The sequence below is a fragment of the Streptomyces xanthophaeus genome (genome assembly GCF_030440515.1).
Taxonomy (GTDB): Bacteria; Actinomycetota; Actinomycetes; order Streptomycetales; family Streptomycetaceae; genus Streptomyces; species Streptomyces kutzneri.
The window spans coordinates 1,427,204-1,443,844 of sequence record NZ_CP076543.1 but is presented as its reverse complement, the minus strand read 5'-3'; the positions used below and the strand labels follow the sequence as shown (position 1 = coordinate 1,443,844).

The window sequence follows — 16,641 nt, the reverse complement described above, 5'->3', positions numbered from 1 at the left end:
CCCGGCCCACGCGGCCCGCCCGTCCGGGGCGGCGGGCATCCTCCGTCCGGCGCGGCGCGCGTCCCCCGTTCGGCTCGGCGCCGCATGCGACCCGGCGGGCGCGCTGTGACAGTGCGAGGGTGACCACTGCCCCCGCCACGGCCCCCGCGCCCCCCGAGATCGACCGGCGGCGGCGCAACGTCATCTTCGGCACGATCATGCTCGGCGTGCTGCTGGCGGCGCTCGACCAGACGATCGTCGGCACCGCGCTGCCCACGATCGTGGGGGATCTCGGCGGTGGCGACCACATGTCGTGGGTGGTGACCTCCTACCTGCTCGCCGAGACCGTGGCGACGGTCCTGGTCGGCAAGTTCGGCGACCTCTTCGGCCGGAAACTGATCTTCCAGATCTCCGCCATCGTCTTCATCAGCGGCTCCTTCCTGTGCGGCCTGTCCGGCAACATGACCTTCCTGATCGTGTGGCGCGGCGTCCAGGGCATCGGGGCCGGCGGCCTCATGGTCACCGCGATGGCGCTGATCGCCGATGTGGTGCCCCTGCGCGAACGCGGCAAGTACCAGGGCATGATCGGAGCCGTCTTCGGGGTCGCCACCGTCATCGGCCCGCTGCTCGGCGGGTTCTTCACCGACCAGCTGAGCTGGCGCTGGTGCTTCTACGTCAACGTCCCGATCGCGATCCTCGTCGTCATCGCGGCGGCCAGGACGATCCCGGCGGTCCGGGCCTCGGGCAAGCCGGTGATCGACTACCTGGGCATCGCGCTGGTCGCCGCCGGCGCCAGCGCGCTGATCCTGGCCACCAGCTGGGGCGGGAACGAATACGCCTGGACCTCGCCGGTCATCATCGGCCTGTTCGCAGGCGGCGCGGTCGCGCTGGCGCTGTTCTGCCTGGCCGAGACCCGCGCCGTGGAACCGATGCTGCCGATGCGGCTCTTCCGCAATCCGGTCTTCTCCGTGTGCTCCGTCCTGAGCTTCGTCGTCGGATTCGCGATGCTCGGCGCGATGACCTTCCTGCCGACCTACCTCCAGTACGTGGACGGGGACTCGGCCACGATCTCGGGCGTCCGGACCCTGCCCATGGTCATCGGCCTGCTGATCGCCTCGGTCTTCAGCGGCAACGTCGTGAGCAAGACCGGCCAGTACCGGATCTTCCCGATCGTCGGCAACGCGGTCATGGGCGTCGGCCTGTACCTGCTGTCGCGGATGGGGCCGGGGACCAGCACCCTGCTCGAATCGCTGTACATGTTCGTGCTCGGTGTGGGCATCGGCCTGTCCATGCAGGTGCTGACCATCGCCGTGCAGAACACCGTCGACTACGCCGACCTGGGCACGGCCACCTCCGGCGTCACCTTCTTCCGTACGCTCGGCAGCGCCTTCGGGACGGCGGTCTTCGGCACGATCTACGCGAACCACCTGGGGCCCGGACTGGAGGCGGCGTACGCGGAGGCGGCGCGGCTCTCCGGGCAGGATCCGGAGCAGCTGGCCAGGGCCGCGTCCACCCCCGAAGGGGTGCACCGGCTCGATCCGGCGGTCGCGGCCCCGGTGATCGACGCGTACGCGCAGGCCCTGCAGACGGTGTTCCTGTACACCGTGCCGGTCGCCGCGTTCGGTTTCGTCGTGGCGCTCTTCCTCAAACAGGTGCGGCTGCGCGACAGCGCCCGGGCCGGGTCCACGGACATGGGCGACGGGTTCGGCTCACCGGCCACGGCCTCGGGGGATTCGGCCAAGCTGCTGGAGCTGGCCGTCGGCAAGCTCGTACGGAACATGGGCGCGGACACGGCGCGGGGGATCGTCAAGGGCTCCGACACCCGGCTGGACATCGCGGGCGCCTGGGCGGTGATGCAGGTGGAGCTGATGACCCGGACCGTCGGCCATGCCAGCCTCGGACTGATCGCCGGCCGCCGGTCCCTGCCGCCGGAGGTGCTGATCCCGGTCTACGAGCGGATGGCCGACGAGGGCTTCGTCAGCCGCGAGGACGGCTTCGTCACCCTCACCGCGGCCGGGCAGCGGGAGGCCGACGTCATCTCGAAGGCGTGGGCCCGCTGGCTCGGGGACCAGCTGGAGAAGGACCGGGGGCGGCCGCGGAGCGCCGAGCTGCGGGTGGCGGCGGACGCGATCGCCAAGCGGTTGCTCGCGGAGGACCTGGGGGAGGGCAACTTCGCGCCAAAGGTGGTGGTGCGGCGGTAGGACCGGGCCCGGAAGGGAACCTCGGGGGTCGGCCGCTCGTCATCCCCTACGAGGCAGTAGGACAGCCGGACCGCAGACGGACGACGGGGGGCCGCTCGTGAGGATCACACTGGCCGAGGAGATCATGCTGCTGTCCCTGGACGACGAGTCCGGGGCGGCGCGGCAGCGGCAGTCGGCGGGCTGGGCCGTGGCCGGCGCGTTCCTGCTCGAACTCGTCATGGCGGAGCGGGTGTCGGTCTCGGGCAAGTACCTGGAGCTCAGGAACACCGAGTCCACCGGGGAAGAACTGCTCGACGGCCGGATCCGCCTGATGGAGGCCTGGCTGCGGGGCCGCGGCAAGCGCCGGGTGACGGACTGGCTGACGAAGGACCAGCCCAAGGCGGTCAACGCCGCCCTGGAGAGACTGGGCGAGCGCGGGCTGGTGGTCGCGCAGGTGCACAAGGTGTTCGGGGTGTTCCCGCAGCGCCGCTACCCGGAGGCGGACGGCACGGTCGAGCGTGCCCTGCGCGAGCGGCTCCGCGAAGTCGTCCTCGGCGGCGCCGAGCCGGACGAGCGCACGGCGGGCCTCATCGCCCTGATCCACTCGGCCAAGCTGCACCGGCTCGCCTTCCCCGGGCGGCCGTCGGACGAGGTGACCGCGAGGACGGCGGAGATAGCCGCCGGCCAGTGGGCGGCCGAGAGCGTCCGGGCGGCCATCCGGGACATGCAGGCCGCCATGGTGGCCGTGACCGCGGTGACGGTCCTGACCGCCACCAGCTAGGTCACGTCTGTAGCGCCGGCCAGCCCGAACGGCGGGCGGGGCTCCGCGGACACGGCCTGGCGAGGCCGGAAAGGCCTGCCGGTCCGGCACCGGGCCGTTCGGGCGCGCGGCGGACGTTCAGGCGGTCGGTGCCGGGCCCGAGAGCGGGTAGTCGTACGAGGGGACGTGCGGCAGCGCGGTGAGGTCCGGGCGCCAGGCACGCAGCACGGCCGCCGACGGGACGTAGAGGGCCGAGGGAATCTCGGCGGGGGCGAACCACTGCCAGCGGGTGATCTTGTGGGGTTCGGTGACGGCCGGGACGCCCTCCGCCGAGGTGGTGACGGCCGCTGCGGTCAGCCGGGTCAGGCCGGCCTGCGCCTCGATCTGCACGGACAGGACCCGGATCGCCTCGGGGGCCGCCCGCAGGTCCGTCTCCTCGGCGAGTTCCCGGGCGGCGGCCTGCTCGAAGCCCTCCCCGGGGTCGACCTTGCCGCCGGGCAGCTCCCAGCGGCCGTCGTGCGCCTGGCCGAGCAGCACCCGGCCGTCCGCCGCCAGGACGACCAGTCCGACGCCGACCACGGCATGGGGCTGCGGCACGGCTCGCTCGGGGCGTTCGGGTGCGGTGCTCATGGACGTCCTTCCGATGGAGGGGTGGGCCGGGCCCGGACATGGATCCGCTCGCCCTGGGGACCGAAGAGGCTGAGGAACTCCGCCGGCTGCGGACCCGCGTTGAAGAAGGCGTGCGGGGTGCGCGTGTCGAACTCGGCGGCCTCACCGGGGCCGAGGACGAGGTCGTGCCCGCCGAGCAGCAGCCGGATGCGTCCGGAGAGCACGTACAGCCACTCGTAGCCCTCGTGGACCTGCAGCTCGGGCTCGGGCGGCGGACCCTCGAGGGGCGGGAGGATCTGCTTGAAGGCGTGCACCCCGCTGAACTTCCGCGTCAGCGGCACATAGGTGCTGCCGTGCCGGACGAAGGGGCGCGGGCGGATCCGGGGGTCCCCGGTCTCCGGGGCGCCGACCAGCTCGTCGAGCGCCACCCGGTGCGCCCTGGCCAGCGGGAGCAGCAGCTCCAGCGTCGGCCTGCGCTGCCCGGACTCCAGCCGGGACAGGGTCGAGAGCGAGATGCCCGTGGTCTCGCTGAGCTGGGCCAGCGTGGTGCCGCGCTGCCGGCGCAGGGCGCGCAGCCGCGGGCCCACGGCGGTGAGCACGCCGGCGAGTTCCTCGTCCTGCTCCTCGGTGGCCATGGATCCATTTGCCGCTTCGGCAACAACATTTGTCAAGCGGGCCGCCGTGGGCGGACCCTCGCAGGTATGGACGACGCACATGACAGCTCCTTCGACGTGGTGGTCGTGGGCGGTGGGGCCGCCGGGCTGGCCGGGGCACTCACCCTGGTCCGGGCCCGCCGTTCGGTACTGGTCATCGACTCCGGCAGCCCGCGCAACGCCCCGGCCGCGCACATGCACGGGTACCTGGGGCAGGACGGGGAGAGTCCGGCCGCGCTGCTGGCCAAGGGGCGCGAGGAGGTGGCCGGCTACGGCGGGGAGATCAGGCCGGGCACGGCCGTCGCCGCGGACCGGCTGCCCGACGGGAGTTTCCTGGTCCGCTGCGGGGACGGCAGGACCGTCCGGGCGGGCCGGCTGCTGGTCGCCACCGGCCTGGTGGACGAGCTTCCTGCCGTGCCGGGCCTCGGGGCGCGCTGGGGGCGGGACGTGCTGCACTGCCCGTACTGCCACGGCTGGGAGGTCCGGGACCGGCCGATCGCGGTGCTGGCCGACGGGCCCCTCGCCGTGCACCAGGCCCAGCTCTGGCGGCAGTGGAGCGAGCGGACCATCCTGCTCGCGCACACCTGGCGGCTCGCCGACGAGGACCGGGAACTGCTGGCGGCCCTCGGTGTCCGGGTCGTCGAGGGCGAGGTGACCGGGCTCGCGGTCCAGGGCGACCGGCTGACCGGCGTGACCCTGGCGGGCGGCGCCGTGGTGGAGTGCCGGGCCCTGGTGGTCGCCCCGCGGTTCACCGCCCGTTCGGGTGTCCTGACCGGTCTCGGCCTGCCGACGACGGTGGTGGCGCGGGACGGTGAGGCGATCGGCACCTGCGTCGAGTCGGATCCGGACACCGGAGCCACCGCCCTGCGCGGGGTCTGGGTCGCGGGCAATGTGACCTCCCCGCTGGAGAAGGTTCCGGGCGCGGCAGCCCAGGGGGTGCGGGCGGCGATGGCCATCAATGCCGACCTGATCGAGGCGGAGACCCGGCGGGCCGTTCAGGCCCACCGCGCGGGCGCGGGCGCGGGCGTCTGAGCGGGGACGGAGGCATCCGGGGCGTCGGGGGCGAGCGCTGGATCGATTCTCGGACATCTGTGCGGGTTTCGGTCGGCTGCCGTTCGCGCAGGCTCTGAGCGGTGTGATCGTCGTACGGTCCAACGGCTCGGGGGGACGCTCCATGGCACATGTGCTGGTCATCGGCGGAGGTGTCGCGGGGGCCGCCACCGCGCTGCTCGCGGCGCGGCGCGGACACACGGCGGAGGTGTTCGAGCGCGATACGCGGGCCGCGGGCACGGCGCTCGACCGTGACTTCTTCGGCTGGCGGCGGCCGACCGTACCGCAGGCGGCCCAGCCGCACGTGCTGCTCGGAGCCGCCCGCAACGTCCTGCGCGGTGATCTGCCCGACGTCCACGAGGAGATGCTCCGGCTCGGCGCCCGCGAGCGGCACGAGCTGGACTGGTTCGACGTACGTCCGTCCGCGCGGCCGGGCGACGAGGACCTCGTGATGCTGCAGGCCCGACGCATCGTGCTGGAGAGCGCGCTGGCCACGGCGCTGCGCGCGGAACCGGGGGCCGTCGTCCGGTACGGGGAGCCGGTCACCGGGCTGATCACGGTCCCGGAGGCGTCCGAGGGTGCCGGGATCCAGGTGACGGGAGTGACCACCGAGAGCGGGAGCTACCCGGGGGACCTCGTCGTGGACGCCGGCGGACGGCGTGGCGGCACCGAGCGCAGGCTGGCCGAGGCGGGCTGTCGGCCGCCCGTCGTGGAACGGCACCGCACCGGGCTCGCGTACTTCTGCCGCTGGTACCGGCTGCCCGCGGGCATGGACGAGGGGCCGCGCCGGCCGTGGGCCGTGACCGGCGGGCCCTTCGCCGGATGCGCCGTCTTCCCCGCCGACAACCGGCTGTTCGCCGTGACCCTGTTCGTGCACACCGCCGACTCCACGCGCTCGGCGCTGCGCGACCCCGCCGTCTTCGAGGCGGCGGCGCGCGCCTTCCCGCCCGGCGCGGCCTGGCTGGGACTGGGCGCCGAGCCGCTGTCGGGTGTCCTGGCCACGGCGAGCCTGGACAACCGGTGGAGCGCGCTGGTCGACGAAGCGGGCCCGGTCGTGAGCGGGCTGGTGCCGGTCGGGGACTCGATCACGCACACCAACCCGACCCTCGGGCAGGGCACCTCGCTCGCGCTGTGGGCCGCGCGCAGGGTGGCCCGTACGGCGCACCGGGACCCGGGATCGGCGCGGTACGCCGCCGATCACCACGCCTGGGCGGAGCGCACCCTGAAGCCGTGGTTCGACTTCCAGGTCGTCGCGGACGCGGCCATCGGGGAGCGCTTCGCGACCCGGGCGGTGCGCGGCGGGACGGCGCGCGAGGTGTCCGCGCTGTTCGACTGTGCGCTGGAGGATCCGGAGGTGATGCGGGCGCGGGCGAGGGTCCGGCACCTGGCGGATCCGCCGGAGCGCGCGTACGCGGATCCGGAGATCCGCGCCAGGGTGGCGCGCTGGCTGGCGGCGCGGCCGCACTACGCGCCGAACGCGACGGGGCCGGACCGGGAGGAGTGGGAGAAGCTGACGGCAGGCTGACGGCGGGCCGAGGCGGGGTGGTGGCGGCCGCGTGGTGGCGGCCGCTCAGCCGGGGGCGCCGTCGGCGCCGTCGGCATCGGTGGCGCCGGCGGTGGGGCCGAGGACCTCGGCGAGGTCGTAGCCGACGACCTCCTCCAACTGGGCGTAGGTGCAGCTCTCGGGCGTCCGGTCGGCCCGCCAGCGGTGGAACTGGGCGGTGTGCCGGAAGCGGTCGCCCTCCATGTGGTCGTACTTCACCTCGACGACCCGCTCGGGTCGCAGCGGCACCCAGGACAGGTCCTTCTTGCCGGTCCAGCGGCTCTGCGCGCCGGGCAGCCGGGCACTCTCGTGGGCGGACTCCTCGGCCCAGGCGGCCCATGGGTGGCCGGCCGGGTCGGGCATCCGCAGGGGTTCGAGTTCCTCCACCAGCTCGGCGCGGCGCTTCATGGGGAAGGCGGCGCACACGCCCACGTGCTGGAGGGTGCCGTGGACGTCGTACAGGCCGAGCAGCAGCGATCCGACAATCGGACCGCTCTTGTGGAAACGGAAACCTGCGACGACGACGTCGGCGGTACGTTCGTGTTTGACCTTGAACATGAGGCGGGCATCGGGCCGGTAGAGGAGATCGAGGGGTTTGGCGATCACCCCGTCGAGCCCGGCGCCCTCGAATCGCTCGAACCACTCCTGCGCGAGCGCGGGATCGGTGGTCGCGGGCGCGAGATGGACGGGGGGCCGAGCGGTGGAGAGGGAGCGGACGAGGGCGGCACGGCGGTCGGTGAGCGGGGTGTCGAGCAGCGCGTCGTCGCCCAGGGCGAGCAGGTCGAACGCGACGAAGCTGGCGGGGGTGGTCTCGGCCAGCAGGGCGACGCGGGACTGCGCGGGATGGATCCGCTCGGTCAGCCGGTCGAAATCGAGGCGCCCGTCATGGACGATGACGATCTCACCGTCCATCACGCAACGGGCGGGCAGATTGCTCTTGAGAGCCGTGACCAGCTCGGGAAAATACCTGGTCAGGGACTTACCCGTGCGGCTGCCCAGCTCGACCTCGTCGCCGTCGCGATGCACGATGGCCCGGAAGCCGTCCCACTTGGCCTCGTACTGCATCCCCGGCGGGATCTTTGCGACGGACTTGGCGAGCATCGGTTTCACGGGCGGCATCACTGGCAGATCCATGCCACCGATTCTGCGGTGGTACGTCCGGACCCGCCCGGTATGCGCAGACGACCGGGCCCGCCTACCGTGGCGCACATGGGTGCTGCCGGTAATGCGATCGAGCTGGACGCGGGCGGGCGGAAGGTACGGCTGTCCAGCCCGGACAAGGTGTACTTCCCGGAGCGCGGCCTCACCAAGCGGCACGTGGCCGAGTACTACCTGGCGGTCGCGCCCGGCATCACGCGCGCCCTGCGCAACCGGCCGACGACGCTGGAGCGCTTCCCGGACGGGGTGGAGGGCGAGTCCTTCTTCCAGAAGCGGGCACCGAAGAACCTTCCCGACTGGATTCCCACCGCCCACATCGCCTTCCCGAGCGGCCGCACGGCCGACGAGATCTGCCCTACCGAACCGGCCGCCGTCCTGTGGGCGGCCAACCTGGGGTGCCTCACCTTCCATCCCTGGCCGGTGCGGCGCGAGGACACCGACCGTCCCGACGAGCTCCGGATCGACCTGGACCCGCAGCCGGGCACCGACTACCACCACGCGGTGGCGGCCGCCCATGAACTGCGTGCTCTGCTGGAGGAGTTGGGTCTGCGCGGCTGGCCCAAGACCTCGGGCGGCCGCGGACTGCACGTCTTCGTGCCGATCGAGCCGCGCTGGACCTTCACCGAGGTCCGGCGGTGCGCCATCGCCCTCGGCCGGGAACTGGAACGCCGCATGCCGGGCAAGGTCACGACGGCCTGGTGGAAGGAGGAACGCGGCGAGCGGATCTTCGTCGACTACAACCAGACGGCACGCGACCGTACGATCGCCTCCGCCTACTCCGTCCGCCCCCGCCCGCACGCGCCGGTATCGGCGCCGCTGCGCTGGGACGAGGTGGACGACGCGGAGCCCCGCGACTTCGACATCGTGACGATGCCGGCCCGCTTCGCCGAACTGGGCGATCTGCACGCGGACATGGACGAGCACGCCTTCGCCCTGGACGCCGTACTGGAACTCGCGGCCCGCGACGAACACGAGCACGGCCTGGGGGACATGCCCTACCCCCCGGACTACCCGAAGATGCCGGGCGAGCCCAAGCGCGTCCAGCCCAGCCGGGCGAAGCACGAGGACTGACGGGCGACGGGTGCTACGCGGCGGCGTCCTGCCCGGGGAAGGGGGCGAGGTCGGGTTCCACCCAGCCGCCCTTCGCCCGCGGGGCGGCGAGCGTGGCCGGACGGTAGTAGTGCGTCAGCAGACGCTTGTCGAGCAGTGCGGGGTGGTGGTCGACGAAGGCGTCGTAGTCGTCGTCGCCGGACTCGGCCGCGTGATACCCGACCAGCTCCACCCAGGCGCGGCTGACGGTCGCGTGGTACTTCTGCGGCGCACCCGCGTAGCGGGCGGTCCGTCGGATGCCGTCGCTGACCAGGTCGATCGCTGCGGGTATGCCGCAGCAGCGCACGGCCAGCCAGGTCAGGTGGACATGCTCCCGATGGCCGAACCGCTCGGCGGTCGCCATCACTTCGGCCATCAATGTGTCAAACGTGGGTTCGTTCATCGGGTCACCTCGGTGAGAGCTTGCAGTGCTGCGCGCAGCCCGGCGACCGCCTCGGCGGACATGCCGCCGAGCGCGCGGCGCTCCAGATCGGCGATGGCCCGCCGGATCGTCGCGGCGGCCAGCTCCCCTGAGTCGGTGAGCTCGACGAGTACCGCCCGGCGGTCTCCGGGACGGGTCCCCCGGGTGATGTGTCCACGCCGCTCCAGGCGGTCCAGCACGCTGGTCAGAGTGCTGGGGCGGGTCCCCACGGCGGTTCCCAGCTCGGACACGGTACGCCCGTGGCCGTCGGCGAGATTGGCCAGCGCGTTGATCTCGGAGGCGGTCAGGTCCAGATCGGCCAGCTCGGTGGCGAGTGTCTGGAGGGTGGCATGGGTGGCCCGCTGGAGAGCCAGCAGGGCCGACCATTCGGATGGCACGGTTTCGGACTTCACGTTTTCGAACTATACGATTTCGTTGTATCTGCTGCAAGCGGGTGGGTCGGGTGTCAGACGGCCTGGCGGCGCTCGGGCGTCTTCCGTGTCTTCACTCCGCCGGCGATGAGCGCCAGCCCCACGGCCATGACGCCGAGGTAGGCGGTGGACGGAAGGTCGACGACCTTGTGCATCCAGCCCCACTCCGTGCCGAAGAAGGTCTGTGAAGCGAAGCTGACGAGTCCCTGGGCCCCTATGACGTAGCCGATGCTTTCGAGGGTGTATCCGATGGTTGTTCGCACGGATCAACCCTCTCGCGGCGGTGCCGCGAGAGCGTCCTCCGCAGGGGCGAAAACGCAGTAGGCCAAAGGGTGCAGTCGCTCCCGCCGGCGCCGAACCCGCCGGCCCACACAGCTCAGTACGGGAAGACGATGATCTCGCTGTCCAGCGAAAGGGCGACGCGGCCACCGTCGAGCAGCAGGGTGCGTCCCGTGATGTTCCGGCTGTCGTCCATCGCGAACAGCTAGTGCAGAGCCATGTCCGCGTCGGCGGCGAGCAGCTTGCCGTCGCTGTCCGGCGCCGGATGCGACGCGTAGTAGCCGACCGAAGGCGGTCCGTCCAGGACCGTGTTCGCGGGCGCCGGCTGGCGGAATTGAGATGTGAACGCCGTCGGCGAAACCGGCCGCGATCCTGTCGCCGGACACCAGAAGCGGCTCCGAGTAGGCGGCTTCGACCTGCCACGGTGTCCACGGCTTCACGGGCCGGATCTCCCAGCCGGCCTCTGCGCGCATCCCCAGCACACCGGGTGCGAGACCGCGCCGAGGCTGATCGGCGTCGACCACACAGACAGCCGCGATGGGTGCCGCCTGGGGTGGAGTTGACCCATGAAACAACACGAACGGTCGTGCTAATATCTGCCTCATTGGCTCGCCATCGGCATCTGGCTGCCCTGAGGAGAATTCCGGAGAACCCGCACATGCACCCCATGGCTTCACTCCTGAGCACCACCCTCAACATCACCGGCCGGCTCGCCCCGGGACTGGCCGGACCCCGGGCCTTCGCGCTCTTCGTCCGCCCCCTCGGGCGCTCGCGACTGCGGCCGGAGGAGGCAGAGGTGATGGCGCGGGCGGAGACCGGGCGGATGGTCGTGCACGGCGCGGCCGTGACCACCTACCGCTGGGGGGACGGGGAGCGGCCCGTGCTGCTCGTGCACGGCTGGTCCTCGCGCGCCTCGCGGTTCGCAGGCTTCGTCGAGGCCCTGCGCGCCCAGGGCCGTACCGTGATCGCCTTCGACGCGCCGGGTCACGGGGAGTCGGAGGGCCGGGCCTCCACGATCCGCGACTACCGCGCCATCATCGGCCGACTGCACGCGGAGCACGGGGACTTCTCGGCCGTCGTGGCCCACTCCTTCGGCGTGCTCGCCACCTTCTCCATGCTGTACGACGGCATGCAGACCGACCGCGTCGTCGGCATCGGGGGCGTGGCCCACTTCGACTACCTGGTGGAGCGGTTCCAGGCCGGGCTGAACCTCGGTGAGGGAGTTGCGCGCGCCCTGCGCACCCATGTCGAGCGCCGTCTCTTCCCCGGCGACCCCGACACCTGGCAGCGCCTCGACGCCCGCCGTCGCCTCCCCGGAACACGGGCGCCGATCCTCCTCTTCCACGACACGGAGGACGATGTGATCGATCCCGCCCAGTCCCGCGCGATCGCCGCCGCCTACGGCTCGCAGGCCCGCCTGATCGAGACCACGGGCCTCGGCCACCGCCGCATCCTGGCCGACCCCGGCATCATCGCGACGGCGGTCGATTTCGCACGGTCCGAGCCCGCGACCGTGCGACGGGTGTGAGGGAGGGGTTCAGGAAGGCGAGGTGAACGCAGGCGGTCGCTCCGGGAGTTCGTCCGGGGCGGCCGCCACCGCGCGCAGCCGGCGCAGGATCGCCCGGCCGGCCCGCTCGTACGCCAGAGGGTCGCCGTGCAGGACGGAATGCGCGTTGGCCAGTTCCATCACGGCCGTCAACTCGAAGGCGACCTGCGGTACCTCGTCCGCGTCGGACGCGTCCCGGAACCCGCCCGTCAGCCGCGCCTCGTCCAGCAGCCGCTCGATGTAACGCGTCCAGTCGGACCGCGCCTTGGCGATCTCGTCCCGTACGGGGCCGGGGCGCGCGTCGAATTCCGCGGAGACGGAGTAGAAGAAGCATCCGCCGGGGAAGACCCGGCGCCCCGAGTAGTCGAGCCAGCGCTCGCACAGCCGCCACACCTTGGCGAGACCGTTGGGGTCCCGGTGCACGGGCCGCACCACCTCGTCCTTGAACACGTCGACGGCGGCACGGACGGTGGCGAGCTGCAGATCCTCCTTGGAACCGAAGAGCGCGAACACCCCGCTCTTGCTCAGGCCGAGATCCGCGGCGATCTTCCCCAGGGACAGGCCTTCCAGGCCGTCCACGGAAGCGATGTTCATCGTCCGGTCGAGAACGGCCCGCCGCGTCTGGTTGCCGCGTTCCACGCGTCCGTCAGCCATGGCGCCATCTTACCGAACGCACGGTCGTTCACCCGGTGGAGGAAGGGGGCCGTTGTCAGTGGCGGGTGCGATGCTCGTCGGACGAGGGGGGCGGCGGGGTGCGGTTCGCGGTCATGGCCGGCGCACCCGCACCTGGGTCATGACGAGCTGTTGATCAGTCGTTGATCGGACGTCCATCGGCGGCGGTCAGGATCTCCGGCATGTCGATTAACACCACTGCCGCGACCACTGACACCGCTTGGTACGACCTCGCCCTGTGCGCCCAGACGGGCCCCGGCTTCTTCTTCCCGGAGCCCGGCTCCTCGCTGCGCGACGCGAAGCGGCTCTGCGGAGCCTGCGAAGGGCGGGCGGCCTGCTTGGAGTACGCCCTGGCCAATGACGAGCGCTTCGGAGTCTGGGGCGGCCTCTCGGAGGCCGAGCGCCAGGCCTTGCGTTCCCGCCGCAGCTGATCAGGTGCGCGTCCCCTTCCCGCTCCCACGGACCAGCCCCACACGCCGCGCGAGGTCGAACCCCTCACCGCCGCACTCCTCGCGGCGCGGCGTGTCGGGCACGACGCGCACGGGATAGTGCCCCCCGACGGGAGATACGACGCCACCGAAGCGTGGGTCTCCGGCGAACCAGATCCGGTCCGGGTGGTCCCCCTCCAGTGTTGCTGGCTCGACGGGGAACGGGATGATCCGAAACATGGCTGTGAAGTCTTCCCTGAACGGGATGGCGACGGTTGCGGGACTTCCGGGCGGCCTGCGCGGGTGTCGGCAAGGCAACTCGCGCCAGGGATACGCCTGGAGCACAGCGACGACCCGGCGTCGGCGGAGGTAGGCGACGATCACCCAGGGCAAATAGGGCGTGACAAGAATGATCATGAGGGCGAGAGCCATTCCCGCGTAGGGAACGAAGCCGATGCAGGCGAGTGCGGCCAGTGGAGGACCACCAAGGCTGAGCACCCAATTGAGGCGGCGGATGGCCAGCCGTTTGTAGCCGACCACCGTCGGAGGGTGGTCCCAGGCCGCCTTGGTGAGCGTGACGCTCATAGGAGTACCTCCAGGATGCGTGAGGTCCCGGTGGCCTTCGGCGCGATCGGGTCGGGGTCGGTGAATTGGAGGGTGTGCGCGACCGCTTCGAGGATGTCCGTATAGGCGGCTGCATGCTCGGTGCCGGCGCTGGTCAGATCGAGGGCGAGCAAGTGACGTCCGTCCGGATGCACCGTCGCGATCCTGGCCTGAAACAGGTGGTGCTCGATATCCGGAACGGAAATGATCCCGGCGATCAGACAGCACGGAAGAGCCGACGGCAGGTCGATGAACCTGCGGACTGCGCTGCTCCACAGCGTTGAGCGGGCGATGGCCAAAGCCGTACGTGCCACGGCGAGTCGGGGGTTGGGCTGCTCGACCTGCCGGATCGTCAGGGAGAACAGTGAGGTCGTGACCCCGACCGGCTCCTCGGGATGGAAGCCGAGGGCGGTGTGTACTACGTCGTGCCCCGTCAGTTCCTCAAGGCTGCCCATGAGATCGGACAGTTCCCCTTGGGCGGCTGGGCTGTCCAAGGCTCCCGCGAACGCATTCAAGGACGCCGCGTCGCCAGGGCCGATGTCATGGAAGCCCGGGGGCAGACGGAACCAGACCGGCGGCAGGCTGCTCTTCTGTGTCATGGCCGCAGCGCCGACCAGACGTGGCTCGTTTTCCTGATCGCTGAAGGAGTGTCGTCCAGGACCCCTCGGGTGCCGTCCACAGCCGTGGAGCTGTGGTCGACAGCTTCGCTGTCCGGGCCGTAGTCCCCTGCGGCGGTCAGCGCACCGGTACCCGCCACTGCCACACCCACCCGGTCTCTGGCGTTCTGACTCGATGAACGCATGGCCCATCCGGTGAGTGGACTGTCCAGCTGTCGCAGGTCATCCGAGGTGCGCCACGCCGCCTGCCTGAACGCCGTGGCTCCGGGAGCCAGCCCCACCACCGCGCTGCCTTCCGGAGCGGCGGCCATCGCCGCTCGGGCGGCTGCCGTGCCCGCCTTGGCGCCGGAGGCGACCGCTGCGACACCTGGTACGGCGCCGACCGTGTCTCCGAGGAGCGTCACGCTGCTCTTCCAGAAGTCCGCGTCGAACTGGCCCTTTGTGAAGCCGTCGGACAGGGACTTGCGGAACTTCGGGTCGGAGGTGTGCATCGCCAGAGCGGCCAAGGACAGGCCGCTCCCGACGAGCATGATCGCCAGTCCCGCCGGCGGGCAGACAAGGGCCACGCCCGCCCCGATCGCGCCCAGGATCGCCGACGCGTTCGACATCGCGTCCGCCGGGTCGTCGACGATCTTGTTCCAGATGGAAGCCAGCAGGCCCGGTTCCTTCGGGGCCAGTCGGTCCGTCGCCGCGTTCAGGGTCTGGGCCACCCGGCGGGCGGCCGCGGCGTGCTCGGCGGCGAGTTCACGGGCCAGGCGGCGGGCATCGGCGAGGGTTTCCTCCGTCTTCGCCGCCGCGGCCTGGGCCTCGTACCGGGTGGCCAGCGCGCGGTGGGAGACCAGGGTGTCGTGCCATCCCGTGAGCCGGCGGGCCGCCTCCGCGAGGGAGGTGTGCGCCGCGCCGAGGTAGCGGGGGAGGTCCTGCGAGAGGGAGGCGCGGAAGGCGGTGGCGGCCTCGCCCTGCCAGGCCGAGCTGTGGGAGACGAGGTCCTTCACCACTCGGGAGGCCTCCCCGAGGGAGGTGGCCGAGGCGCTGAGCTTCTTGGTCAGGGCCAGGACCGTCGCGGGATTTCCGGGGGCCGGGTCGAAGCCCAGCGCCGCGTACTCAGTCACGCGCGGCCGCCGCCCGGAGGAAGGCCGCACGGACGGCCTGATCGAGCTCCGCGTACTCCGCGGCGCTGCGGTCCACGCCCTCCCGGACGTCCTTGACGCGCTTGGTCAGCTCCTGCGTGCCGTACGCCCAGCGTTCCTGGAAGCCGTCACACGCCGCGTCGAGGTCCGCGGTGCCCAGCTGGTCGGGCCGTACGTGGTCCAGTGCGCGCCGGGCCTCCCGCAGGGAGACCAGGGAGGAGTCCAGGGCGCGTGTCAGACGGGTCAGCTGGTCGATGTCCACCTGGAGCGAGGTCATGACGCGAAACCCTGGCAGAGCGCGGCTCTGCCAGGGCAATCGGTATCACTCGCCCGAGCGAGCGGAAATCGGTCAGGCCTTGCGGGCGGCGAGGCGGGCCGCGCGGGCGGCCAGCTTCTCGTCGAACTTACGGGCCTCGGAGTCCAGGCCGTTCATGAACAGCCCGAGCTCCTCCTGGGCCTTCTGGCCCTCGGGGCCGAGGCCGTCGATGTCCATGATCTTGAGGAAGCGGATCACGGGGCTCAGTACGTCGTCGTGGTGGATCCGCAGGTTGTAGACCCCGCCGATGGCCATCTGCGCGGCCATCCGCTCGAAGCCGGGCATGCCGTGTCCGGGCATCCGGAAGTTGACGACGACGTCCCGCACGGCCTGCATGGTCAGGTCCGGGGCGAGCTCGAAGGCCGCGCCCAGCAGGTTGCGGTAGAAGACCATGTGCAGGTTCTCGTCCTGCGCGATGCGGGCCAGCATCCGGTCGCAGACCGGGTCACCGGACTGGTGGCCGGTGTTGCGGTGCGAGATGCGGGTCGCGAGCTCCTGGAAGGCCACGTACGCCACCGAGTGCAGCATGGAGTGGCGGTTGTCGGACTCGAACCCCTCCGACATGTGCTGCATGCGGAAGGCTTCCAGCTTGTCCGGGTCCACGGCGCGCGAGGCCAGCAGGTAGTCGCGCATCACGATGCCGTGGCGGCCCTCCTCGGCGGTCCAGCGGTGCACCCACGTGCCCCAGGCGCCGTTGCGGCCGAAGAGCGTCGCGATCTCGTGGTGGTAGCTGGGGAGGTTGTCCTCGGTCAGCAGGTTCACGACCAGCGCGATCTTGCCGATGTCGGTGACCTTGGACTGCTGCGGGTCCCAGGCTTCGCCGTCCTCGAAGAAGCCCGGGAAGTTCCGGCCCTCGCTCCACGGGACGTACTCGTGGGGCATCCAGTCCTTGGTGACCTTCAGATGGCGGTTGAGCTCCTTTTCGACCACCTCTTCCAGCGCGAACAGCAGCTTGGCGTCTGTCCACGCCTCCGAGCTGCCGAGGTGGGGAGAGGTGATCGTCACGGGTACTCCTGGGTGTAAAGCGAACTACCTACGGTTCCGTAGCCTACGGAGTCGTAGGTTAAGCGTGACATCAAGACCAGCCAACCCCCCGGCAGGTGTATGTCCGGTTACATCCAGCTATCTATGCAGTTTATGGGGGGCCTGAGAGGGGCTTGGGGGGCCAAAATCACGC

Annotated in this window: 19 protein-coding genes; 7 read left to right on the top strand and 12 right to left on the bottom strand. The window is 71.4% G+C overall.

Going from position 1 to position 16,641, the window contains the following annotated elements; all coding sequences use genetic code 11:
• Positions 1-119: 119 nt before the first annotated feature.
• Positions 120-2,180: an MDR family MFS transporter gene (locus KO717_RS06235; protein ID WP_301364864.1), complete on the top strand. Its 2,061-nt coding sequence runs from the start codon at positions 120-122 to the stop codon at positions 2,178-2,180.
• 97 nt (positions 2,181-2,277) lie between these two features.
• Positions 2,278-2,940 (top strand): GOLPH3/VPS74 family protein, encoded by a 663-nt coding sequence (locus tag KO717_RS06230; protein ID WP_301364863.1) that lies wholly within the window; start codon positions 2,278-2,280, stop codon positions 2,938-2,940.
• Positions 2,941-3,057: 117 nt separating this feature from the next.
• On the opposite strand, the gene KO717_RS06225 is transcribed toward KO717_RS06230, so the two are convergent.
• Both KO717_RS06225 and KO717_RS06220 read right to left on the bottom strand, forming a co-directional pair.
• Positions 3,058-3,549 (bottom strand): nucleotide triphosphate diphosphatase NUDT15, encoded by a 492-nt coding sequence (locus tag KO717_RS06225; RefSeq protein WP_301364861.1) that lies wholly within the window; start codon positions 3,547-3,549, stop codon positions 3,058-3,060.
• Positions 3,546-4,163, bottom strand: coding sequence for a helix-turn-helix domain-containing protein (locus tag KO717_RS06220; RefSeq protein WP_301364860.1), 618 nt, complete (start codon positions 4,161-4,163; stop codon positions 3,546-3,548). Before KO717_RS06220 ends, KO717_RS06225 begins: the two co-directional genes overlap by 4 nt.
• Positions 4,164-4,229: 66 nt before the next feature.
• On the opposite strand from KO717_RS06220, the gene KO717_RS06215 reads away from it, so the two are divergent.
• Together KO717_RS06215 and KO717_RS06210 are read left to right on the top strand one after the other, a co-directional pair.
• Entirely contained in the window at positions 4,230-5,213 is a 984-nt protein-coding gene (locus KO717_RS06215; RefSeq protein ID WP_301364859.1) for an NAD(P)/FAD-dependent oxidoreductase, read from the top strand.
• A 142-nt stretch (positions 5,214-5,355) separates the two neighbouring features.
• Positions 5,356-6,756 (top strand): FAD-dependent oxidoreductase, encoded by a 1,401-nt coding sequence (locus KO717_RS06210; protein ID WP_301364858.1) that lies wholly within the window; start codon positions 5,356-5,358, stop codon positions 6,754-6,756.
• A 45-nt stretch (positions 6,757-6,801) separates the two neighbouring features.
• On the opposite strand, the gene KO717_RS06205 is transcribed toward KO717_RS06210, so the two are convergent.
• Positions 6,802-7,908: an ATP-dependent DNA ligase gene (locus KO717_RS06205; protein WP_301364856.1), complete on the bottom strand. Its 1,107-nt coding sequence runs from the start codon at positions 7,906-7,908 to the stop codon at positions 6,802-6,804.
• A 75-nt stretch (positions 7,909-7,983) separates the two neighbouring features.
• Between KO717_RS06205 and ligD the strand changes: the two genes are divergently transcribed.
• Positions 7,984-9,003 carry a non-homologous end-joining DNA ligase gene (ligD, locus tag KO717_RS06200; RefSeq protein WP_301364855.1) on the top strand — a complete coding sequence of 340 codons (1,020 nt, stop codon included), beginning with the start codon at positions 7,984-7,986 and terminating at the stop codon, positions 9,001-9,003.
• A gap of 13 nt (positions 9,004-9,016) precedes the next feature.
• On the opposite strand, the gene KO717_RS06195 is transcribed toward ligD, so the two are convergent.
• From KO717_RS06195 to KO717_RS06185, 3 genes are read right to left on the bottom strand one after another with little or no spacing between them, the layout of a single operon-like run.
• The gene (locus KO717_RS06195) at positions 9,017-9,424 is read right to left on the bottom strand and encodes a hypothetical protein (protein WP_301364854.1); all 408 of its coding nucleotides are present in this window, start codon (positions 9,422-9,424) and stop codon (positions 9,017-9,019) included.
• Complete coding sequence (locus tag KO717_RS06190; RefSeq protein ID WP_301364853.1) at positions 9,421-9,855, bottom strand: MarR family winged helix-turn-helix transcriptional regulator; 435 nt, start codon at positions 9,853-9,855, stop codon at positions 9,421-9,423. The genes KO717_RS06195 and KO717_RS06190 overlap by 4 nt, the downstream gene beginning before the upstream one ends.
• Before the next feature lie 53 nt (positions 9,856-9,908).
• Positions 9,909-10,136, bottom strand: a complete 228-nt coding sequence (locus tag KO717_RS06185) for a hypothetical protein (RefSeq protein WP_301364852.1) — start codon at positions 10,134-10,136, stop codon at positions 9,909-9,911.
• A 683-nt stretch (positions 10,137-10,819) separates the two neighbouring features.
• On the opposite strand from KO717_RS06185, the gene KO717_RS06180 reads away from it, so the two are divergent.
• Positions 10,820-11,680 carry an alpha/beta fold hydrolase gene (locus KO717_RS06180; protein ID WP_301364851.1) on the top strand — a complete coding sequence of 287 codons (861 nt, stop codon included), beginning with the start codon at positions 10,820-10,822 and terminating at the stop codon, positions 11,678-11,680.
• 9 nt (positions 11,681-11,689) lie between these two features.
• Here KO717_RS06180 and KO717_RS06175 read toward each other — a convergent pair whose 3' ends face one another.
• The gene (locus KO717_RS06175) at positions 11,690-12,352 is read right to left on the bottom strand and encodes a TetR/AcrR family transcriptional regulator (protein ID WP_301364850.1); all 663 of its coding nucleotides are present in this window, start codon (positions 12,350-12,352) and stop codon (positions 11,690-11,692) included.
• A gap of 200 nt (positions 12,353-12,552) precedes the next feature.
• Between KO717_RS06175 and KO717_RS06170 the strand changes: the two genes are divergently transcribed.
• Positions 12,553-12,801, top strand: coding sequence for a WhiB family transcriptional regulator (locus KO717_RS06170; RefSeq protein WP_030728821.1), 249 nt, complete (start codon positions 12,553-12,555; stop codon positions 12,799-12,801).
• Here KO717_RS06170 and KO717_RS06165 read toward each other — a convergent pair whose 3' ends face one another.
• The 5 genes from KO717_RS06165 to KO717_RS06145 form a co-directional block, all read right to left on the bottom strand.
• The gene (locus KO717_RS06165; protein WP_301364849.1) at positions 12,802-13,383 is read right to left on the bottom strand and encodes a hypothetical protein; all 582 of its coding nucleotides are present in this window, start codon (positions 13,381-13,383) and stop codon (positions 12,802-12,804) included.
• On the bottom strand, positions 13,380-14,000 hold the full coding sequence (locus tag KO717_RS06160) for a hypothetical protein (protein ID WP_301364848.1): 621 nt from the start codon (positions 13,998-14,000) through the stop codon (positions 13,380-13,382). The genes KO717_RS06165 and KO717_RS06160 overlap by 4 nt, the downstream gene beginning before the upstream one ends.
• The gene (locus tag KO717_RS06155) at positions 13,997-15,130 is read right to left on the bottom strand and encodes a hypothetical protein (protein ID WP_301364847.1); all 1,134 of its coding nucleotides are present in this window, start codon (positions 15,128-15,130) and stop codon (positions 13,997-13,999) included. Before KO717_RS06155 ends, KO717_RS06160 begins: the two co-directional genes overlap by 4 nt.
• Positions 15,123-15,425, bottom strand: a complete 303-nt coding sequence (locus KO717_RS06150) for a hypothetical protein (RefSeq protein WP_189741076.1) — start codon at positions 15,423-15,425, stop codon at positions 15,123-15,125. Before KO717_RS06150 ends, KO717_RS06155 begins: the two co-directional genes overlap by 8 nt.
• A gap of 72 nt (positions 15,426-15,497) precedes the next feature.
• Positions 15,498-16,469, bottom strand: a complete 972-nt coding sequence (locus KO717_RS06145; RefSeq protein ID WP_301364846.1) for an acyl-ACP desaturase — start codon at positions 16,467-16,469, stop codon at positions 15,498-15,500.
• Between the last annotated feature and the right edge of the window lie 172 nt (positions 16,470-16,641).